We start from the raw sequence: 19,088 nt of genomic DNA, 5'->3' as shown, positions 1-19,088 counted from the left end.
GGGGATGTTACGCCTGTGTCGGATGTGACTTGCTGGCTCAGCGCGCGGATGGCGCGATATCGGCCAGACTGATGTGACCGACGGCGGACGAGCCGATGCACCCGATCCAGAGGCGGCCACCTGATTCGACGACGCCGGTCGTGGTTTGCAGCCTGGTGTCCCGGCCCCGGATGTTCGCAAGCGCTGCGCCGGTTTCGGGGTGGAACGCGACGACCCAGGCGTCCGCCGCGATCGTCGGCTGGATTGACTCCGGCAGCTTCCAGATCAGTTTTCGCACGATCGGTGCTTGGGGCACCAGTCTCTCAAGCGCCGCGTTTCGTGGTCCAGCCATGGCGACCCAAATGCGGCCGTCGGCGCCGGTGCTGATGTTGTCTGGCATGCACGGCAATTCCTCTGCCAGCCGCGATATCTCACCCTGCCGTGCGCCGGCGAGCGCGATGGTGCTCAACCTGCGCCCGATGGTCTCGGCGAACACCAATCGAGACTCGTCGGCTGTCAAGGTGACACCGTTGGTGAAGTACAGGCCGTCCGCGATGGTGGTGACCGTGCCGTCGGTGTCGCGCCGGAACACTCGGCCCGTTCCCCGGCCCTCGATGGCGGCGGCGCGATACTCCTCGAAGGGGAAGCGTGCCGTTGACTCGCTGAAATAGATTGTCCCGTCGGCTGATTCGGTGACATTTGAGCAGAAGATGAGTGGTGGTCCGTCAACCTTGGTGACAAGTGGCTCGATATCTCCGGAAGCCGGGTCGAGGGCCAGCAGCTTGTCGCGGCTGCAGATCAACACGCGACCGTCCCGCGCGATGTGCATACCCAGGGGCGGATGCTCGGTGGTCGCGATATGCGTGACTTCGGCACCGTCCGGCGAGATGCGGAGAATCTTTCCGTCCACCACACCTGTCCAGATGTTTCCCGCCGCGTCGGCCACCACATCCTCGGGGCCGTGACCGGGGACCGGCACCACCGTGAGCGGGGGCAGGGGCTGCGAATTGAGGGCTAACGCCCGCACTCCGGGCGGCTGCCAACGGACGGGGTCGATGGACGGCTTGGCCATGGGTTCACCCTATTGCAGGCCTAGGCTGATCTGGTGGCAGGTCACGTTCGGGAGCGCACCGAGGAGTTCGAGAAATTGCGCCCGCGCCTACAGACGGTGGCCTATCGGCTCACCGGCAGCGTCGCCGATGCTGAGGACATCGTCCAGGACGCGTGGCTGCGCTGGCATGCCGCGCCCGACGAGATCGACGACCTACCGGCCTGGCTTACCGCCGTCGTATCTCGGCTCGGCCTGGACCGGCTGAGATCGGCCGTTTATCGCAGGGAAACCTATGTGGGGGAATGGCTTCCGGAGCCGGTGGTTACCGGCCTGGACGGTAATGACCCGCTGGCCGTGCTGGTGGCCAGCGAGGACGCACGCTTTGCGGCCATGGTGGTGCTGGACCGTCTGGCGCCTGATCAGCGCGTCGCCTTCGTTCTGCACGATGGATTTTCGGTGCCGTTCAAGCAGATTGCCGAGATTCTCGGTGTCAGCGACGCAGCCGCGCGCCAGTTGGCGTCGCGCGGCCGACGCACCGTGGCCGCAACCCCGGAGCCGGTGGCCGATGCCGAGCACAACGAGGTGGTGGGCAGGCTGTTGGAGGCCCTCATGTCGGGCAGCGTGGAAGCGGTTGTGCGGCTGCTGCATCCCGACGTCACGATGACCGGCGATTCGGACGGCAAGGCGCCGACCACCGCTCGGATTATCAGGGGTCCCGATAAGGTGGCCCGTTTCATGCTTGCCTTGTTACACCGGAGGTATGGGCCGCAGATGACACAGGCCATCGAACCCGCGCTGGTCAACGGCCAGTTCGGTTTGTTCCTGCGGGCGACTGACACCGACCCGAACTACCAGCCCGTCCTGCCCCGCGTCAGCGGTTACACGGTGCAGGACGGCAAGGTGCTGGCGGTATGGGATGTGTGCAATCCCGACAAGTTCGCCGGGACACCGCTACGTGGCGCCTAAGCGTCCTGGGAGTCTTGGGGAGTTGCCCATGGGACGCGGCAGGCGTCACCGGAGTTGAAGCCCTGCTCGGTGATTCCCAGTGCCGCATAGGTGCGGGCACGCATGTTCTCGACGCCGATCTGGTACGTCAGCTCGATCACCCCGGCGTCGCCGAACCGTCGCCGTAGATCCTCGACCTGCTCGTCGGTGATGTCGTGCGGATTGCCGGTCATTGCGTCGGCGTACGCGATGGCGGCGCGCTCATCGTCGGTGAACAGGGGAGAGGTCGCATAGTCGTCGATGGCCTTGAGGCGCTCAACGTTCAGACCGTCGAGTCGCTGCAGCATGGAACCGAAGTCGACGCACCATGAGCAGCCCACCATGCGGGCGGTCCAGAACACCGCGAGTTCACGGACGCTCGCCGGCAGGACTCGGGATGCGCTGCTCAGCATCTGCTCGTGTATCGCGGCCGCGACCATCAACTTGCGGTGGTGGGCGATCACGGTAAACGGCTCGGGCACTTGGCCGTAACGCCGCTTGGTCACCCGGTACATGATGCGGGTGAGCAGTGATGCGTTCTGTGGGGCAATGGGATCGATACGTGTTGTCTTGCGAGGTATTGCAGTCATACCCGTATGACGAGACAGCCCACAGATGTGTGACAGACCGTCAACCACCCGCTCGGCGAGGGGCCGGAAGGGGAGAGCTGTCAGCGCGCGAACATCAGCGCGCGCTTGACCTCTTGGATCGCCTTGGTGACCTCGATACCGCGCGGGCAGGCGTCGGTGCAGTTGAAGGTGGTGCGGCAGCGCCACACTCCGTCGATGTCGTTGAGGATGTCCAGACGCTCGGCGGCGGCCTCATCGCGGCTGTCGAAGATGAACCGGTGCGCGTTGACGATCGCCGCGGGACCGAAGTAGCTTCCATCGCTCCAGAACACCGGGCAGCTGGTGGTGCAGCAGGCGCACAGGATGCACTTGGTGGTGTCATCGAAGCGCGCACGGTCGGTTTGGCTCTGGATGTATTCGCGCGTCGGCGCATTGCCGCTGGTGATCATGAACGGCTTCACCGCGCGGAACGCGTCGAAGAACGGTTCCATGTTGACCACGAGGTCCTTCTCCACGGGAAGGCCGCGGATCGGCTCGATGGTGATGGTCAGCGTCTTCTTGGAGTTCTTGGGCAGCAGGTCCCGCATCAGTACCTTGCAGGCCAGCCGGTTGACGCCGTTGATCCGCATGGCATCCGAGCCGCACACGCCGTGCGCGCAGGACCGGCGGAAGGTCAGCGTGCCGTCGAGGTAGCCCTTCACGTACAGCAGCAGGTTCAGCAGCCGGTCCGTCGACAGGCATGGCACGCGGAAGCTCTGCCAGCCGGCGGCATCGGGATCCTCGGGATTGAAGCGCTGGATCTTGAGCTCGACCATGACGGCGCCCTCGGGGACCGGCGGCAGCGGTGGATCTCCTACTTCGGCTTTCTCGATAACCGCGGTCATCTCAGTACTTCCGTTCCATCGGCTCGTACCGGGTCTGGACCACAGGCTTGTAGTCCAGCCGGATATCTGAGAGCAGTTCGGCACCCTGCTTGTACGCCATGGTGTGCCGCATGTAGTTGGTGTCGTCGCGGTTCGGGTAGTCCTCGCGGGCATGTCCGCCGCGGGATTCCTTGCGGTTCAGCGCGCCCACCACGGTCACCTCGGCGAGTTCGAGCAGGAAGCCCAGTTCGATCGCCTCAAGCAGATCGCTGTTGTAGCGCTTGCCCTTGTCGTGCACCGTGATTCGGCTGTACCGCTCCTTGAGTCGGTGGATATCCTGCAACGCCTGCTTGAGGGTCTCCTCGGTGCGGAACACCGCGGCGTTGTTGTCCATCGACTGCTGCAGCTCGGTGCGGATATCGGCCACCCGCTCATCGCCGTGCTCGGACAGGACATCGGCCACCCAGTCGGTGACCATCGTCGCCGGGTTCTCTGGCAGGTCGATGAAGTCGTGGGCTTCGGCGTATTCGGCCGCGGCGATACCCGCCCGGCGCCCAAACACGTTGATGTCCAGCAGCGAGTTGGTGCCCAATCGGTTGGCGCCGTGCACCGAGACGCACGCACATTCACCGGCCGCGTAGAGGCCGGGGACGATGTTGTCGTTGTCGCGCAACACCTGTCCCGTGATGTTGGTCGGGATACCGCCCATCACGTAGTGGCAGGTGGGGTACACCGGAACCAGCTCGGTGACCGGGTCGACGCCCAGGTAGGTGCGGGCGAATTCGGTGATATCCGGCAGCTTCGCTTCCAGCACCTCGGCACCGAGGTGACGCACGTCGATGTAGACGTAGTCTTTGTTCGGTCCGGCGCCGCGGCCCTCAAGTACCTCGAGAACCATTGACCGCGCGACGATATCGCGGGGGGCCAGGTCGACGATGGTGGGGGCGTAGCGCTCCATGAACCGCTCGCCGTCGGCGTTGAGCAGGCGACCGCCCTCGCCGCGCACGGCTTCGGAAATCAAGATGCCCAGGCCGGCAAGGCCTGTCGGATGGAACTGGTGGAATTCCATGTCTTCCAACGGAAGTCCCTTGCGGAACACGATACCGAGGCCGTCGCCGGTCAGGGTGTGCGCGTTGGACGTGGTCTTGTACATGCGTCCCGAGCCGCCGGTGGCGAAAACGATTGCCTTGGCGTGGAACACGTGGATGTCACCGGTCGCGAGCTCGTAGGCGACGATGCCGGTGGCCACCGGGCCATTGGGTGTCTCGGTGAGGACGACGTCCAGCGCGTAGAACTCGTTGTAGAACTCGACATCGTGCTTGACGCAGTTTTGGTACAGCGTCTGCAGGATCATGTGCCCGGTACGGTCCGCGGCATAACAGGCCCGGCGCACCGGCGCCTTACCGTGGTCGCGGGTGTGGCCGCCGAAGCGGCGCTGGTCGATCCGGCCCTGGGGTGTCCGGTTGAACGGCATACCCATCTTCTCGAGATCGAGGACGGCGTCGATGGCCTCCTTGCACATGATCTCCACGGCGTCCTGGTCGGCGAGATAGTCGCCGCCCTTGACGGTGTCGAAGGTGTGCCACTCCCAGTTGTCTTCTTCGACATTGGCCAGCGCGGCGCACATGCCGCCCTGGGCGGCGCCGGTGTGGCTGCGCGTCGGGTACAGCTTGGTGAGTACCGCGGTACGAACCCGAGGTCCGGCCTCCACGGCGGCGCGCATGCCTGCGCCGCCTGCACCGACGATGACGACGTCGTACCGATGTTCCTGGATAGTTGCCGAAGGCATAAAACGAGCCCCTAACCGATATTCGGGTTGAAGGTCAGCAGGACGTACGTGCCGAGCACCACCGTGAAGATGATCGACAGCGCCAGCAGGCAATTGAGCCAGAACCGGGTCGAATCCTTACGGGTGTAATCGGCGATGATCGTGCGCATCCCGTTACCGCCGTGCAGTTGGGCGAGCCACAGCATCGTCAGGTCCCAGGTCTGCCAGAACGGGCTTGCCCAGCGCTGCGCCACGAAGTTGAAGTCGAGGCGGTACACGCCGTTGTCCCACATCAGCATGATGAATAGGTGGCCCAGCGCCAGGAAGATCAGGACGATGCCCGACAACCGCATGAAGATCCACGCGTACTTCTCGAAATTGGGCATGCCCGATGCGCGCCGTGGTGCGCGCGGATTGTCCAGCGCGGCAGGGCGGTCGTAGTTGCGCTCCATCACGGGAGCGGGGCGACCGCTGGCGCGAGTGCTCGCGTTCGGGCCGGTCTGAGGAGTTGTCACAGGAATCGCTCCGCCATATGCATCAGCAGCCGGGCGGCCGCCGGAACCATTACCACGAACCAGACAGCGCCGATGATCCACAGCATGAGCCGCTGATAACGCGGGCCCTTCGACCAGAAATCGACGAGGATGACTCGGACGCCGTTCAGCGCGTGATACAAGACCGCCGCTACGAGTCCGAGTTCCATCAGGCCGACGAGCGGGGTCTTGTAGGTCTCGATCACCGCGTTGTACGTCTCGGGGCTCACCCGAACGAGGGCGGTATCCAAGACGTGAACGAAGAGGAAGAAGAAAATCGTGGCACCGGTAATGCGATGCAGGACCCAGGACCACATTCCTGGATCACCACGGTATAGCGATCGCTTGAGGCGATTACCTTGGCGGCCAGATGTGGCCGTTTCGGGCGTCGCAGTCGTCACGTGGGCCTCCAACACCAATGGTGGACTGGGGCCAAGCGGAGCGGTAAATGGGGGCGTCCATGACGCGCAACCGCTGGCCCAACGGTGGTCGGCGAACCGTCAGTGGAACTGTAAACCCATTCCGATGTGGCGCCGAAATCGTGTGAGCGCGAAAAGCGCCGAAATGCACCGTACTCCAAAGTAAGTTAGGTAAACCTTGCACGAGCAAATGATGGCCCGATGTGCGTCTCGTAGGGTCGACAGGGAGGTCTCTCGATCATGGTGATTGACTGGAATGAATTGCGGGACAAGGCATACGCGGTTACCAAGCACGCGTATGCGCCGTATTCGAAGTACCCGGTGGGGGCCGCTGCCCTAGTCGACGACGGTCGCGTGATCGCCGGCTGCAATGTGGAGAATGTCTCATATGGGCTGGGTCTCTGCGCGGAGTGTTCTGTGGTCTGCGCCCTGTTCTCCACCGGCGGGGGCCGGTTGGTGGCGCTGTCCTGTGTCGATTCCCGCGGCGAGCCGCTGATGCCCTGCGGCCGGTGCCGTCAGCTGCTCCTCGAACACGGCGGCCCTGACCTGCTCATCGATCACGGCGACGCGCCACGACGTCTTGCCGAGTTGCTCCCGGAGGCCTTCGGCCCCGACGACCTCGACAGGGGGAGGATCTGATGGCCGACTCATCGCGCGCCTACATCTTTGACATGCCGTCCGTCATCGCGACCAAGCGTGATGGCGGTGAACTGAGTGCGGGAGCGATCGACTGGTTGATCGGTGAGTACACCCGTGGCGACATTGGTGAGGAACAGGTGGCCGCCCTGCTGATGGCCATCTACCTGCGCGGCATGAACACCGACGAAACGACGGCGTGGACCGCCGCGATACTCGCCTCCGGCGAGCGACTGAATCTGTCGGGCTTGACCCGCCCGACCGTCGACAAACACTCCACGGGAGGGGTAGGAGACAAGATCAGCCTGCCGCTGGTGGCCGTCGTCGCAGCCTGCGGAGCGGCGGTTCCTCAGCTTTCCGGACGTGGCCTCGGGCATACCGGTGGCACCCTCGACAAGATTGAGTCCATCGCGGGCATCCGCGTCGACCTCACGAATGACGAGATACGTCACCAGCTTTCCGAAGTCGGGGCGGTGATCTGCGCAGCCGGAGCGTCATTGGCGCCCGCCGACCGAAAGCTCTACGCGCTGAGGGATATCACCGGCACCGTGGAATCGATACCACTTATCGCCGGGTCGATCATGAGCAAGAAACTCGCCGAGGGCACGGCTGCGCTGGTACTGGACGTCAAGGTGGGCGCGGGCGCTTTCATGAAGTCTGAGCAGCAAGCGCGCCAATTGGCCTCGGCGATGGTCGATCTGGGTACCGCACACGGGGTCGTCACCAGCGCCTTGCTCACCGCGATGGATACGCCGCTGGGGGCCACGGCGGGAAACGCCATCGAAGTGCAGGAGTCGTTGGACGTGCTGGCGGGGGGAGGTCCCGATGACGTCATCGCGCTGACCATTGCTCTCGCCCGCGAGATGCTCGCCGCCGCGGGCATCGACGGCAAGGACCCGGTGACGACCTTGACCGATGGCACCGCGATGGATGTGTTCCGGGCGATGATCCGTGCGCAAGGTGGCGATCTTTCGGTGCCGCTGCCGGTCGGGCGGTGCCAGGAGACCGTGCTCGCCCCGTCCAGTGGTGTCATGCACCGGATCGACGCGATGCCGGTCGGGATCGCCGCGTGGCGGCTCGGGGCCGGGCGTAGCCGTCCCGGCGACACTGTGCAACACGGTGCCGGGGTGCGTATTCACCGACGTCCGGGCGAATCGGTTATCGCAGGCGAACCGCTGTTCACGCTGTACACCGACACCGCCGAACGCATGCCGGCCGCACTCGAAGCTCTGGACGGTGGTTGGGACATCGGTGCGGCACCCACCTCCGCGCCACTCATCATCGATAGACTTTCGGTGTGACGGCCGAACTCGATTTGGTGTCAATCACCCAGGCTCCCAAAGCGCTTCTCCATGACCATCTCGACGGGGGGCTGCGCCCGCGCACGGTCCTTGATCTGGCCAGGGAGGCCGGGTACGAGAACCTCCCTGCCGAGGACGAGAGTGCTTTGGCCTCGTGGTTCCGCACCGCCGCCGATAGCGGCTCTTTGGAGCAGTACCTGGAGACCTTCGCGCACACCGTGGGTGTGATGCAGACGGCGACCGCCTTGCACCGAGTCGCGGCCGAGTGCGTCGAGGACCTCGCGGCCGATGGCGTGGTGTATGCCGAGATCCGTTTCGCGCCGGAGCTTCATATCGACGCGGGTCTCACGCTCGATGACGTCATGGACGCCGTGCTGGCCGGATTCGCCGACGGGGAGCGGCAGGCGCTGGCGGCAGGTAAGCGCATCAAGGTGCGCACGCTGGTCACCGCGATGCGGCATGCCGCCCGGTCGCGCGAGATCGCCGAACTCGCCGTGAAGTTCCGCGATCGCGGTGCCGTCGGGTTCGATATCGCCGGAGCCGAGGCGGGCTATCCACCGAGTCGACACCTCGACGCCTTCGAATACATGCGGAATGCCAACTCTAGGTTCACCATCCATGCCGGTGAGGGATTCGGGCTACCGTCGATCCACGAGGCGATTGCCTTCTGCGGTGCCGATAGGCTCGGCCACGGGGTGCGCATCGTCGACGATATCGAGGTCGCCCCCGACGGATCGGCTCACCTCGGCCGGCTGTCATCGCTGTTGCGTGACAAGCGGGTGCCGCTGGAACTGTGCCCGAGCTCGAACGTGCAGACGGGTGCGGTCGACAGCATCGCCGATCATCCCTTCGACCTGCTGGCGCGGCTGCGATTCCGGGTGACCGTCAACACCGACAACCGGCTGATGAGCGATACCTCGATGAGCCGCGAAATGCTGCGCCTTGTCGACGCATTCGGATACGGCTGGAGCGACCTTCAGCGGTTCACCATCAACGCGATGAAATCCGCATTCATCCCGTTCGACGAACGGCTGGCGATCATCGATGACGTCATCAAACCCGGATATGCGGTCCTAATCGGTTAGTCGCGCCAAGACCGGGGCGGTCACTCGCGGCGGAGCCGCGCTTCCATGGCACGTTCCAGGGTCCGCCAGCTCTCGGCTGCGTCGGCGAATGGGCCGCTGGGCTCGTCGTGCTTATCCGGTTCGAGCAGATGGCCGACTAGCTTGCCCAGTGAGGTGTCGCCGTCCAGTTCCGTGTCGAGGCTGTCGTCCTCGGAGTATTCGGCGACATCGGTGAGGAGTTCCACGGCCAGCTCAAGCTGGTCGCGGTCCACCTCGTCGATACCGTCTTCCAGGTCGTCGGCGAGCCCGGTGAACACGTAGATGTTGTCATCGGTGATATCGATCCGCAGCGAGCCGTCGGTGGCCGCGGTGCGGATGTCGTCATAGGTGCTCAGGTCGGCCAGATCGTGATCGTGTTCATCGGCAAGGTACCGGGCCAGTGCCCGCTCGGAACCGAACACACTGATTCTGCCATTGCGCCCTAGGAAGATCGGCTCGTCGTTGAGATAGCAGCGCAGTGTGTAGAACGTGCCCGAGTTGGTGATCATCTGGATCGGGTCGATACCGACCGCCAGCCAGAAATCCTCGTCGCCGCCGAGAACTGCGTCGTCCTCCACAACGTCGTCGTCTGCGGATTCCTCGTCTTCGTCTTCGGACTCGTCCTCGGTGTCATCAGTGTCGTCGGGGTCGTCTGGGTCCTTTTCGGCGCTCTCGCTGTCCGTATCGGACTCCTCGTCGAGTAGTTCCAGGTCGTCGTCATCCTCGAGGTCGTCGTTGTCGACGGCGTTCTCGGCGGCGGCAAGCAGCTCGGCGTCAGCGGCGGCGGAAAGTTCCTCATCGACATCCGGTGTTGCGGCGATCTCGTCGATCGCGTCGACCACCGCGTCCCACGACTTGCCGACGATGGCACCGATCTGGTTCCACCGCTTCAATCCATCTTTCCCCGTGAAGCTTTCGGCACCGCCGGACAGCGTGGTGAGCACCGGGTTGCCGTTGATGAGTTTGTTGATGGGGGCCAGCTCGCAGACGGCGCCGATAGAGGCCACGATCGCCAGGGTGGCGCGCAGCGTCTCAACGGCGTCCTCACTTGGCTTGTCGGCAACCAGCTCCGGCACACCGATCAGGTCGAAGCGATTATCGTCGTCGGGCTCAAGCTCGTCGGCCGACAGCGACCCCAATGCCGACCACGCGGGGTGGTCGACGAGGTCGTTGTCGTTGTCGGTCCGCACGAAGGCCACCAGATCGGCGACCGACTCGAACACGAATAGATCGTCGTCCTTGCCGAGAAACGCCTCCCACTCGTCTCCGGCGTCGCGCCACCGCGGGGCCCACAGGGTGACCACGTCACCTTCTGTGAGGCCGAGTTCGATGGGAACGATGTCAGCAGCCATGCGGCAAGCCTATCCAGAACGGTTGGGCTGAGGGAAAGACCCACCACGCGAGCCGGTGTATGCGTGGCCGCGCGAGCCGCCCGCGCCACGGCGTTTCACTACGCGGAGTCCGCCGACAGCGCGGCAGTCAGAGTGACGAGTGCCGCGAAAGCATTGTCACGCAACGCGAATTTGGTCGCGGACGCATGTACTCGAAGCCACCCACCCGACGTGGCTCGCACCCGTAGTACGCCGGCGGTTGATCCGGCTCGGAGCTGCTCTCGCATGGCGTGCGCCAGGGCCGCGTCCTCAGGATGGATGCTGTCGGGTCGATCGGGGTCATAGCGCCATGCCAGGTCGGGGTAGGGCGTGTCGATCCATTTGAGGACCGCGAAGGTGTCGACATTGATGAGCAGCCGGTGGACTCCGGGGGCGGCGACCGCCTCCAGGATCTGCTGCGCCAATCCCACCTGTGGCTCGGCGGGGGTGTTCTCCACCCGCGTGCACACGATTCTGTTGATACGCTCCACGGCTCCTGCCGCATTGGTTTCCTTGGATGCCCGTCCGGCGTAGTGAACTTGGAGGACGTTTCCTTGGTAGTCGGCGGCCAGACAAGTTCCGCAAAAAGTCGCCTCAAGTTCGGGGTTCACGACATTCGCCATCAATTCGACGTTGTGCGGACTTGGTAGCACAGGGGCAAGACCTTCGGCGATGGCTTGTTTCTCGGACCTGTTGTGCGGGTCGAAACCCATCACATCGAAGTACTCGGCGGTGAGCGTCGTGACCGATGTGTCCAGATCACCTAGGCATGCCCCGGCGATGGGCCGTCGCGGCGGTTCGAGGTCTGCCGGGCCGAACCACACCTGGACGCCGTGGACGTTTACCTGCCCCATGGATATCGGATGCACGCGCACGATGCGGTCCCGTGCCGGGGTAACAGCCACCGCTGGTTCGCCCGTACGCCGACATTCGGTGATCGCCGCCTCGATCAGTGGACGGTGCCGGTTGCGGCCCAGCACCGACTCGAGCGGCGTCATGTTGCGGGCCTGCAATCCGATGGCTATGACCGTCGGCTCATCACCAAGGGTCTCTAGCAGCATCCAATCGCGTGACATCGCAGGATGTTAGCAATTATGGGCGATCTCGCGGGGGCCCGAATCTGACCCGGATCGGGGTGTCGCCGCCGCGGCACTGCGATGGGCCGCTTACACGAAGAGCATCAGGCCGCGGGCCGACGCCGGTGGGTGATGAGTGCGACGGTCGCGTCCTCGCTGAGTCTGACCACTCGGGTAGAGCAGTGCAGCGATTCCCAGCTGTCGTCATGGCATCGGAACCTGATGACAGCTTCGGTGGTACCGAACACGGCATTGTCGATCATGAAGTTCAGATTCGCCTCGTCATCCGGATGAATCTTGGGTCGGCCCTGCGGGTCGAACTCCCAATGCCATTCCGGTGCAGGCGGATCGATCCACTTGATCAATTTGCGCGAGGCGATCATGACCAGCGCCCGATACGCGCCCGGCTCGGCGGTGGCCTCGAGGACCTGTTGTTCGAGTAGCGGAATGGGTAGCGCCGGGCTGCCGACACGCAGGTTGATCGCGCGCCCCAGACGCTCGGGGACGCCCTCGTCGTTGGGTTCCAGAACTAATCGGCTTGCGAAGTGACACAGCGTGGGATTTCCGTCGCTGTCGACACCCGGCCAGGTGGCGCTGTAGGTCATGCCTTCGGTGGCGGTCACGATAAGCCCCAGGACATCCGTCTCGCCGGGATTAGGCGCCACGTAGCGGTACAGCTGCGGCATGCTGATCTCCGCGTGTGGATCCGAAGGGGCCATTCCCATGGCCAGGGCGGCGCCGTCGCTCATGTACAGCGCTCCGGTATCGGCGTTGAGGACCACCGCACCGCCCTCGGCGGGAGGATCGGTGGGTGGGGGTGTAGAGCCCGCCCACAGCCATACCCCGTGTACCCGACCGTCGGGCATGGCGACCGGACGGACGTCGATGACCACATCCAGATCGGGTGGGCCGATCGTGGCGGCCTTGTTGGCCTGTGTTGCCGCGGCGACCACCCGGCGAATGAGACCAAGATTTCGATTACGGCGAAGGAATGCGCTGAGGGGAACCATATTCCGCGACTGATTTCCTGCTGCGATGACTGTTGGCTCGTCGCCGAGGGTTTCCAGGAGAAGCCACTCGCGCGCCACCTGCGAATGTTATCAGCGGAGGTACCCGTAGCAATTGAACGACAGTGCTAGGCGCGCAATTGTTCGAGTATTCCGAAAAGGTTGCGCGGGCAGCTCAGAAGCGATATTTTTTGGCTCGCTCCCGCGATCGGCGGGCTAAGTACGGACCCTGTGTCTTCGGGCCGTGCCCGCAGCGTGGATGCGCTATGTTCGGCGGCCGCTCGACCGCAGACAAGCCCATCTTTGGTCGCCGCGAGCACCTACCGGTGCATCTATGAGGGGTCGGTAGGTGTGACGGCGACCATGGACAGCCGATGTAATTCGAGACGCCGTCGGGACACCTTGCTCTTGCAGCCCGGGACGAAAGGGCGAATGGTGAATGATCCCAAATGGCGAATGGTTGTCGATCGGTCGGCATGTATCAGGTCAGGAAAATGTGTTTCCTTGGCGCCCAAGCACTTTTCTTTCGAATCTGCGGGGGCTCGGCCAATTAATACGCTCGTCGAGCCTGGCACGGTGGTTATCGATGCAGCCGAATCATGTCCGGTGGAGGCCATCAGGGTGTTCAGCGCGCTCAGCGGTGAACAGATCGCGCCCTCGTCGCTCGACTAGGGCTGCGGGTCCTTCATATCGACCATCAGTTGGGCGAACACCCGTTCGCGGTGATCGAATGCCTGACCCGCGGCGGCTGCGGCGGTAGCCACAACGATCTGCCCGACGAGCCTCGGGGACAGCTTGGTGACCGAGTCGTCAAGCTTCAGGTTGGTCAACGCACCGTTGCCGTTGGCTTCCGCCTCGACATGGCCCTGCGCCGAACGTGCCCATCCGCGAAGATCTTTCAGCTCGTCGACCGCGCCGTTGAGGATATGGCCGCCGGCGCGGGCCTTCGTCATGGTCTCCTGATACTGCTGTTCGAGTGCCTTGAAGAAGGTGAGGTCTGGCTCCGTCATCAGGATCTCCGTTCCATCTGCTCTTCGGATTGGCGCAGTTCGAGGTCGGCGACCTGGGCGGGCGTCGCCAGACCGAGCTTGTCCAGGATGTAGTCCGGGATACCGGTTTCAGCGAGTTCTTCGCGGCGGGCCGCTCCGCAGCGCGCGGCACCGAGTTGGCACAGATTCAAGATTTCCCGTGCCAGTGCTGACGCGCCGCGGCCGAGCAGGTCAGGTTCGACCTGAACCTCAAGCGGCAGACCGAATTCGGATACCTTGACCCGCAGCGTGCGAGCACGATTTGTCATGTCGATGCTCGCACGCGGCTCGGGCCGCGGCACTCCCGAACTAGGAAGTGGGTCGGAAGAATCCATGGAATCCCTGCCCGGCGTTGGTGGTGCGGATCGGGGAGATCTGCACCGGGTCACCGGCCTCGACCATCATGCCGTTGCCGATGATCATGGCGACGTGGCCATCCCACACCGCAAGGTCGCCCGGCATGACCGAGCCCTGGTCGACGTGGATACCGACACCCTGCTCCTGGGCGAGCCGGGGGATGTTGACGCCGGACTCTCCGTACGCCCACTGGGTCAGGCCGCTGCAGTCCAGGCCGACACCGGGCTTGGTGCCACCCCACTCATAGGGCACACCCACCTGGCTGAGCGCCTTGCGCACCGCCTCGGCGGCGGAGGCGTTCGGGGCCTGGCTGGTGCTGCCATCCGGGAGGAACAGCTGCGCACCCTTACCCATGCTGCGGGGGTCGAGCAGCATCTTGGCCGCATTGGCGTTGGCGCCACCCAATCCGCTGCTGGTACCACCGGCAGTGCTGGACGCATGGCCGCCACCGCCGAACGGATTGTTGAGCGCGCCGGCGGCAATGCCGCTCATGTTGGCACCGCCCAGGGCGCTACCTGCGCCGCTGCCTCCACCGGCGCCACCGAGCAGGCCGGTGAGGGCCTGCGGAATCTGGCCGAGGCCTTGACCCATCGAGCTCATGGTCTGGGTGACGCCGCTGGCGGCACCGGACAGTGCCTGGGTTCCGGCCTGGAGACCGCCCTGCATCGCCGACATGGCGGGCTGGACGCTTCCGGACGCGGGTGTCGAGGGGTTTCCCATGTCGGCACCCGCCATGCCTGTCAGTTCACCGGCCTGTCCGCCTAGCTCACCCTCGAGCGTCGCGGTGTAAGCCGAGACCTTGGTGGTGCACTCGGCTGCTGCTTGGGCGAGCTCAGCGGCAGCGGGAGGGAAAAGCCCAATCAGCGGTGTCAGCATCTCGGAGGTGTGTTGGAACTGTTGCAGGGCCTCCGTGATCAGGGTGCCGGCCCGGGTGGTGGACTCGGATGCCTGTCCGACATTGGCGCCCATGGAGCCGCTGCGGGTGGCCATGCTGCTCAGCGCCTGGCCGGCCATGCCGGCGAACTGCCCCAGAGCCTGAGCTGCCGCACCGGCGAAGGAGCCGATGAGCTGGCTGCCCGCCTGCATGCCCTGTTGCATGACCTGTTGCATGACCTGCATGCCGCCCTCCAGCATCTTGCTGGGGTCCTGGCCTTCCTTGAACTGGCCGTTACCGACCGTGCCCGCCATGTCCATGGCCGAGCCGATCAGATTGGCCGAGAAGGGGTTGTTCTCGAAGCTTGGGTAGTTGGTATTCGTCGCCTGCGACAGGTGCTCGGACGAATACGGCTTTGTCTCAACCATGGTTACGCCTCGATTCCCTCGACGGTGGCGCTGATGTTCTGGCCGACGTTGTCGTCATCGTCGTCGTAGCCGTTGCTCGCCAGATTGGTGCTGACACCGGACTCGGTGACGCCCATTGCGAGCTGACCGACGTCCATCCCTTGCTTGGCGGAGGTCATGGCGAACGCGCCCAGGTAGTGCGCGCCAATCGGACCGAAGATCGGCGCCAGTGCGGCGACCGGGAAAATGCTGACTGCGGTGCCCACCGCCGCGAGCGTTCCGCCCATCCCCGTCTGAACCCCGCCAACGCCACGCAGAATGTCTGTGTCAGCTGCTAGTCCGTCTGCCATGTCCCCTCCATCTCATCGGTGGCGGCTACCTGCCCGGTTTCGGGCAGTTTTTGCCTTGTAACTGAATACGACGGGGGTGGTGGCGAATCGGTTCCATCTTTCTCAAACTTTTTGAAAGATTTTTTCGGCAACCTGGCTACCCCGTAGTATTGCCTGTTCAGGCTAGCTTGCTCGGCTTTGCTAGGAACGATTTTGGGGCACAGAGGCGCGGTGCGTCGAGAGTGACGCCCGTCACATCCAAGGTTGTCGGGATCGATGCTTGCTGTTCTAGGGTCTCTCCATGCATGTGCATGTAGTCGAGCACCCGCTGGCGGCGGCCCGGTTAACCACCCTTCGCGATATCGGCACCGATAACGCGGCTTTCCGCGCTGCGCTGCGGGATCTGACGCTGATGCTTGTCTATGAGGCCACCCGTGCGGCACCGATCGAGTCCTCCACGGTGCGCACACCGGTGGCCGAGACGCTCGGTTATCGGTTGGCCAATCCTCCGTTGCTGGTACCGGTTCTTCGGGCGGGGTTGGGCATGGTGGATCAGGCACACGCCCTCATTCCCGAGGCGCGGGTCGGATTCGTCGGGATGGCACGCGACGAAGAGACATGGCAACCCACCCCATACCTGGAATCTCTTCCGGCCGATTTGTCGGCACGGCCGGTGTTTGTCCTGGACCCGATGCTCGCCACCGGCGGGTCGATGGTCTACACACTCGACCTGCTGCACTCCCGAGGCGCCACCGACATCACCATGCTGTGCGTGGTCGCGGCACCACAGGGGGTCGCGGCGGTTCAGGAGTGCGTTGCGCGGTACGGCGAGTCCGGGGGAATCGAGTCCGCGCGACTGTTCACGGCCACGATCGACGAGGGCCTCAACGAGGCTGGGTACATCGTTCCCGGATTGGGTGACGCGGGCGATCGCCAATTCGGGCCCAGATGATCGGGCCGAGCTAGATGTTCCGGGCGTACGCCTCCAGCTCGGAGACCACGACGCCGGCCCAGATCCGCGCGACGGTTGCGTCCGTGATGACGGGTTCACGGACCTCGATGTAGCACTTGACCTTTGGCTCGGTTCCCGATGGGCGGATCACCAGCCGGATGGACGACCCGCCGATTTCGCCGGAGAGGATCACCGCATCGGTGCGCTCCTGGCCCCGTCGTTCCAGCAGATCCTCCGGGGTGATGGGGAACCCGGACAGTGCGGCGGGCAGGTTCTCCCGGAGGCGGGTCATCATCGCGGTGATGTCGTCGAGCGAGTTCATCCGCCGCGACACCTGCGCGGTCACGTGGATGCCATGCCTGATCGCCAGATTCTCAAGCTTTTCCTCGATGCTCGTGCCGAGGGCACGCAGGTGCGTGACTAGGTCGCAGGCGAGTACCGCCGCGGAGATGCCGTCCTTATCGCGCACCGCGGCCGGATCCACGCAATGCCCAATGGCTTCCTCGTACGCATAGACCAGATCGAAATCCGCTGCCCGGACCAGCCATTTGAATCCGGTGAGGGTTTCCACATGGCGTGCGCCAAGCGATGCTGCGATGCGGGCGAGCATGCGGGAGGAGACAACGGTGCTGGCCACCACTGGCGGAGTGGATGAACGAGGTTGCGTCGAGAGGATGTAATCACCCAGCAGCCAACCGGTTTCATCCCCGGAAAGCATGCGCCAACCTGTCGTGGTGGGGATTCCGATGGCGCACCGGTCGGCATCCGGATCGAGCGCGATCGCCAGATCCGCGTCGACCTGGGCGGCCTGTGCAAGCACCGCGTCGGAGGCTCCCGGTTCTTCGGGGTTCGGAAACGCGACGGTGGGAAAATCGGGGTCCGGCTGGAACTGGTTGTCAACTACATGGATGTCGGTGATACCAGCGGCATTCAGCGCAGCCAACGCGGTGGCCCCGCCGACCCCGTGCAGCGCGGTGAGCGCGACGCGGACCGCGCCGGATCCTCGGCGCACCGTTGCGGCACGTTGGATATAGGCATCCACCAGTGAGTCGTCGGCGGGGGTGACCGGATTCCGGGGAATCTGATCGGCGAAAGGGGCAGCGGCCGTCGTTGATTCGATATCGCGATCAGTGGGGGAGATGATCTGAGCCCCGCCCGACCAATACACCTTGTAGCCGTTGTCGGCCGGAGGGTTGTGAGATGCGGTGATCTGTATTCCGGCCGCCGCATCCACGTGGCGGACCGCGAACGCCAGCACTGGCGTCGGCAGCGGGCGGGGCAACAGCACGACGTTGAACCCTTCGGCGGCAAGAACTTCCGCCGCACCCTGAGCAAACTTGTCGGACCCGTGCCGGGCATCGCGACCCACCACCACGGTCGAGCCGCCCAGGCACCGGTTCTTGAGCACCTTGGCCACTGCAAAGGTGGTCCGCACCACGACGGCCAGGTTCATACCGTTCGGGCCGCCTCGGACGGTGCCGCGCAAGCCCGCTGTACCGAACACCAGTGGCTCGGAGAATCGTTCTGCGAGCTCCGCTGCGGAGCATGCGCGCAGCTCGGCTGCGGTCTCGGGGTCGGGATCGTGGTCGATCCACTCCTGGATCGTTTGCGCGGAAACCGTCATAGTCGACCAATCACCGAGCTCAGCAGCTGACCCATACGCGTCGCGGACGCACGCCCGGCGGCCAGCACCTCTTCGTGGTTGAGGGACTTCCCGGTCATTCCCGCCGCGAGATTTGTTACCAGAGACACCCCAAGCACCTCGGCCCCTGCCGCGCGTGCCGCGATGGTTTCGTGCACCGTCGACATGCCCACCAGGTCCGCGCCCAACGTGCGCAGCATGCGGATCTCCGCGGGTGTCTCGTAATGCGGGCCGGGCAGACCCGCGTACACCCCTTCGGCAAGGCTGTCGTCGACCTCCCGGGCCAGTGCCCGCAATCGCGGCGAATAGGCGTCGACCAGGTCGACGAACTGCGCACCGACCAACGGCGACCTGGCCGTCAGGTTGAGATGGTCGCCGATAAGCACCGGCTGACCCACCGTGTACTCCTCGCGTAGCCCTCCGGCCGCGTTGGTGAGCACGACCGTCCGTGCGCCCGCGGCGCAGGCAGTGCGCATCGGATGGACGACATGGCGCAGGTCGTGACCCTCGTAGGCGTGGATCCTGCCCAGCAGTACCAGCATCCGGTCGGTGCCGGCTCTGGGGCCGCCGATCGGTACGGACAGCACCGATCCGCCGTGACCGGCCGCGCTCGGTGGACTGAATCCAGGTAGATCGGCCATCGCAATTGTTGTCGCGGGGATTCCCAGTTCCTCAGCCGCAGGTGCCCAGCCAGATCCGAGAACCACCGCCACGCGGTGGGATGCGACGCCGGTGCGTGCCGCGATTGCCGCCGCCGCGAGAGATGCTTTGTTGTCCGGACCCTCATCGGCGTTTTCGCCTCTTCGCCCAAGTGGCTCATCGGTCACAACTAGGCAGCCT

General features: G+C 64.5%; 21 protein-coding genes. 6 read left to right on the top strand and 15 right to left on the bottom strand.

Annotated features, from left to right (window positions below; genetic code table 11):
* Positions 1-37: 37 nt before the first annotated feature.
* Complete coding sequence (locus AB0H22_RS02230) at positions 38-1,051, bottom strand: SMP-30/gluconolactonase/LRE family protein (protein ID WP_180748562.1); 1,014 nt, start codon at positions 1,049-1,051, stop codon at positions 38-40.
* 33 nt (positions 1,052-1,084) lie between these two features.
* Here AB0H22_RS02230 and AB0H22_RS02225 point away from each other — a divergent pair, with 33 nt between their 5' ends.
* Positions 1,085-1,996, top strand: a complete 912-nt coding sequence (locus AB0H22_RS02225) for a sigma-70 family RNA polymerase sigma factor (protein WP_358144454.1) — start codon at positions 1,085-1,087, stop codon at positions 1,994-1,996.
* On the opposite strand, the gene AB0H22_RS02220 is transcribed toward AB0H22_RS02225, so the two are convergent.
* The 5 genes from AB0H22_RS02220 to sdhC all read right to left on the bottom strand — a co-directional run bounded on the left by AB0H22_RS02220 (position 1,993) and on the right by sdhC (position 6,064).
* Positions 1,993-2,604 (bottom strand): carboxymuconolactone decarboxylase family protein, encoded by a 612-nt coding sequence (locus AB0H22_RS02220; RefSeq protein ID WP_358144452.1) that lies wholly within the window; start codon positions 2,602-2,604, stop codon positions 1,993-1,995. The genes AB0H22_RS02225 and AB0H22_RS02220 overlap by 4 nt on opposite strands.
* A gap of 80 nt (positions 2,605-2,684) precedes the next feature.
* Positions 2,685-3,467: a succinate dehydrogenase iron-sulfur subunit gene (locus tag AB0H22_RS02215; RefSeq protein ID WP_180748559.1), complete on the bottom strand. Its 783-nt coding sequence runs from the start codon at positions 3,465-3,467 to the stop codon at positions 2,685-2,687.
* Position 3,468: 1 nt separating this feature from the next.
* Positions 3,469-5,235, bottom strand: coding sequence for a succinate dehydrogenase flavoprotein subunit (gene sdhA, locus AB0H22_RS02210; protein WP_180748558.1), 1,767 nt, complete (start codon positions 5,233-5,235; stop codon positions 3,469-3,471).
* 11 nt (positions 5,236-5,246) lie between these two features.
* Positions 5,247-5,666 (bottom strand): succinate dehydrogenase hydrophobic membrane anchor subunit, encoded by a 420-nt coding sequence (locus AB0H22_RS02205; RefSeq protein WP_030096827.1) that lies wholly within the window; start codon positions 5,664-5,666, stop codon positions 5,247-5,249.
* Positions 5,667-5,725: 59 nt separating this feature from the next.
* On the bottom strand, positions 5,726-6,064 hold the full coding sequence (gene sdhC / locus AB0H22_RS02200; protein WP_255485592.1) for a succinate dehydrogenase, cytochrome b556 subunit: 339 nt from the start codon (positions 6,062-6,064) through the stop codon (positions 5,726-5,728).
* 342 nt (positions 6,065-6,406) lie between these two features.
* Here sdhC and AB0H22_RS02195 point away from each other — a divergent pair, with 342 nt between their 5' ends.
* The 3 genes from AB0H22_RS02195 to AB0H22_RS02185 are packed head-to-tail and all read left to right on the top strand — an operon-like array spanning position 6,407 to position 9,188.
* Positions 6,407-6,805, top strand: coding sequence for a cytidine deaminase (locus AB0H22_RS02195; RefSeq protein WP_180748556.1), 399 nt, complete (start codon positions 6,407-6,409; stop codon positions 6,803-6,805).
* Positions 6,805-8,103 (top strand): thymidine phosphorylase, encoded by a 1,299-nt coding sequence (locus AB0H22_RS02190; protein ID WP_180748555.1) that lies wholly within the window; start codon positions 6,805-6,807, stop codon positions 8,101-8,103. Before AB0H22_RS02195 ends, AB0H22_RS02190 begins: the two co-directional genes overlap by 1 nt.
* Positions 8,100-9,188: an adenosine deaminase gene (locus AB0H22_RS02185; protein WP_180748554.1), complete on the top strand. Its 1,089-nt coding sequence runs from the start codon at positions 8,100-8,102 to the stop codon at positions 9,186-9,188. The genes AB0H22_RS02190 and AB0H22_RS02185 overlap by 4 nt, the downstream gene beginning before the upstream one ends.
* A 20-nt stretch (positions 9,189-9,208) precedes the next feature.
* Here AB0H22_RS02185 and AB0H22_RS02180 read toward each other — a convergent pair whose 3' ends face one another.
* The 3 genes from AB0H22_RS02180 to AB0H22_RS02170 all read right to left on the bottom strand — a co-directional run bounded on the left by AB0H22_RS02180 (position 9,209) and on the right by AB0H22_RS02170 (position 12,740).
* Positions 9,209-10,558, bottom strand: a complete 1,350-nt coding sequence (locus AB0H22_RS02180; protein ID WP_180748553.1) for a primosomal protein — start codon at positions 10,556-10,558, stop codon at positions 9,209-9,211.
* A 98-nt stretch (positions 10,559-10,656) separates the two neighbouring features.
* Positions 10,657-11,652 (bottom strand): GAF domain-containing protein, encoded by a 996-nt coding sequence (locus AB0H22_RS02175; protein ID WP_180748552.1) that lies wholly within the window; start codon positions 11,650-11,652, stop codon positions 10,657-10,659.
* Between the two features lie 104 nt (positions 11,653-11,756).
* On the bottom strand, positions 11,757-12,740 hold the full coding sequence (locus AB0H22_RS02170; protein WP_358144448.1) for a GAF domain-containing protein: 984 nt from the start codon (positions 12,738-12,740) through the stop codon (positions 11,757-11,759).
* A 282-nt stretch (positions 12,741-13,022) separates the two neighbouring features.
* On the opposite strand from AB0H22_RS02170, the gene AB0H22_RS02165 reads away from it, so the two are divergent.
* A complete protein-coding gene (locus AB0H22_RS02165; protein WP_358146004.1) occupies positions 13,023-13,331 on the top strand; it encodes a ferredoxin in 309 nt (102 codons plus the stop codon).
* On the opposite strand, the gene AB0H22_RS02160 is transcribed toward AB0H22_RS02165, so the two are convergent.
* From AB0H22_RS02160 to AB0H22_RS02145, 4 genes are read right to left on the bottom strand one after another with little or no spacing between them, the layout of a single operon-like run.
* On the bottom strand, positions 13,328-13,669 hold the full coding sequence (locus tag AB0H22_RS02160) for a YbaB/EbfC family nucleoid-associated protein (protein WP_180748549.1): 342 nt from the start codon (positions 13,667-13,669) through the stop codon (positions 13,328-13,330). The genes AB0H22_RS02165 and AB0H22_RS02160 overlap by 4 nt on opposite strands.
* A complete protein-coding gene (locus AB0H22_RS02155; RefSeq protein WP_180748548.1) occupies positions 13,669-14,022 on the bottom strand; it encodes a hypothetical protein in 354 nt (117 codons plus the stop codon). The genes AB0H22_RS02160 and AB0H22_RS02155 overlap by 1 nt, the downstream gene beginning before the upstream one ends.
* Complete coding sequence (locus tag AB0H22_RS02150; protein ID WP_180748547.1) at positions 13,997-15,346, bottom strand: C40 family peptidase; 1,350 nt, start codon at positions 15,344-15,346, stop codon at positions 13,997-13,999. The genes AB0H22_RS02155 and AB0H22_RS02150 overlap by 26 nt, the downstream gene beginning before the upstream one ends.
* A gap of 2 nt (positions 15,347-15,348) precedes the next feature.
* A complete protein-coding gene (locus AB0H22_RS02145) occupies positions 15,349-15,675 on the bottom strand; it encodes a hypothetical protein (RefSeq protein WP_180748546.1) in 327 nt (108 codons plus the stop codon).
* Positions 15,676-15,955: 280 nt separating this feature from the next.
* Between AB0H22_RS02145 and upp the strand changes: the two genes are divergently transcribed.
* Entirely contained in the window at positions 15,956-16,606 is a 651-nt protein-coding gene (gene upp, locus AB0H22_RS02140) for a uracil phosphoribosyltransferase (RefSeq protein ID WP_358144445.1), read from the top strand.
* Between the two features lie 10 nt (positions 16,607-16,616).
* Here the strand turns inward: upp and AB0H22_RS02135 are convergent, their stop codons facing one another.
* Both AB0H22_RS02135 and AB0H22_RS02130 read right to left on the bottom strand, forming a co-directional pair.
* A complete protein-coding gene (locus tag AB0H22_RS02135) occupies positions 16,617-18,230 on the bottom strand; it encodes a phospho-sugar mutase (RefSeq protein ID WP_180748544.1) in 1,614 nt (537 codons plus the stop codon).
* Positions 18,227-18,994, bottom strand: a complete 768-nt coding sequence (locus tag AB0H22_RS02130) for a purine-nucleoside phosphorylase (protein ID WP_358146002.1) — start codon at positions 18,992-18,994, stop codon at positions 18,227-18,229. Before AB0H22_RS02130 ends, AB0H22_RS02135 begins: the two co-directional genes overlap by 4 nt.
* Positions 18,995-19,088: the final 94 nt, after the last annotated feature.

It is taken from the genome of Mycobacterium sp. NPDC050853 (assembly GCF_040653875.1).
Taxonomy (GTDB): domain Bacteria; phylum Actinomycetota; class Actinomycetes; order Mycobacteriales; family Mycobacteriaceae; genus Mycobacterium.
This window is presented reverse-complemented; position numbering and strand designations above follow the sequence as displayed.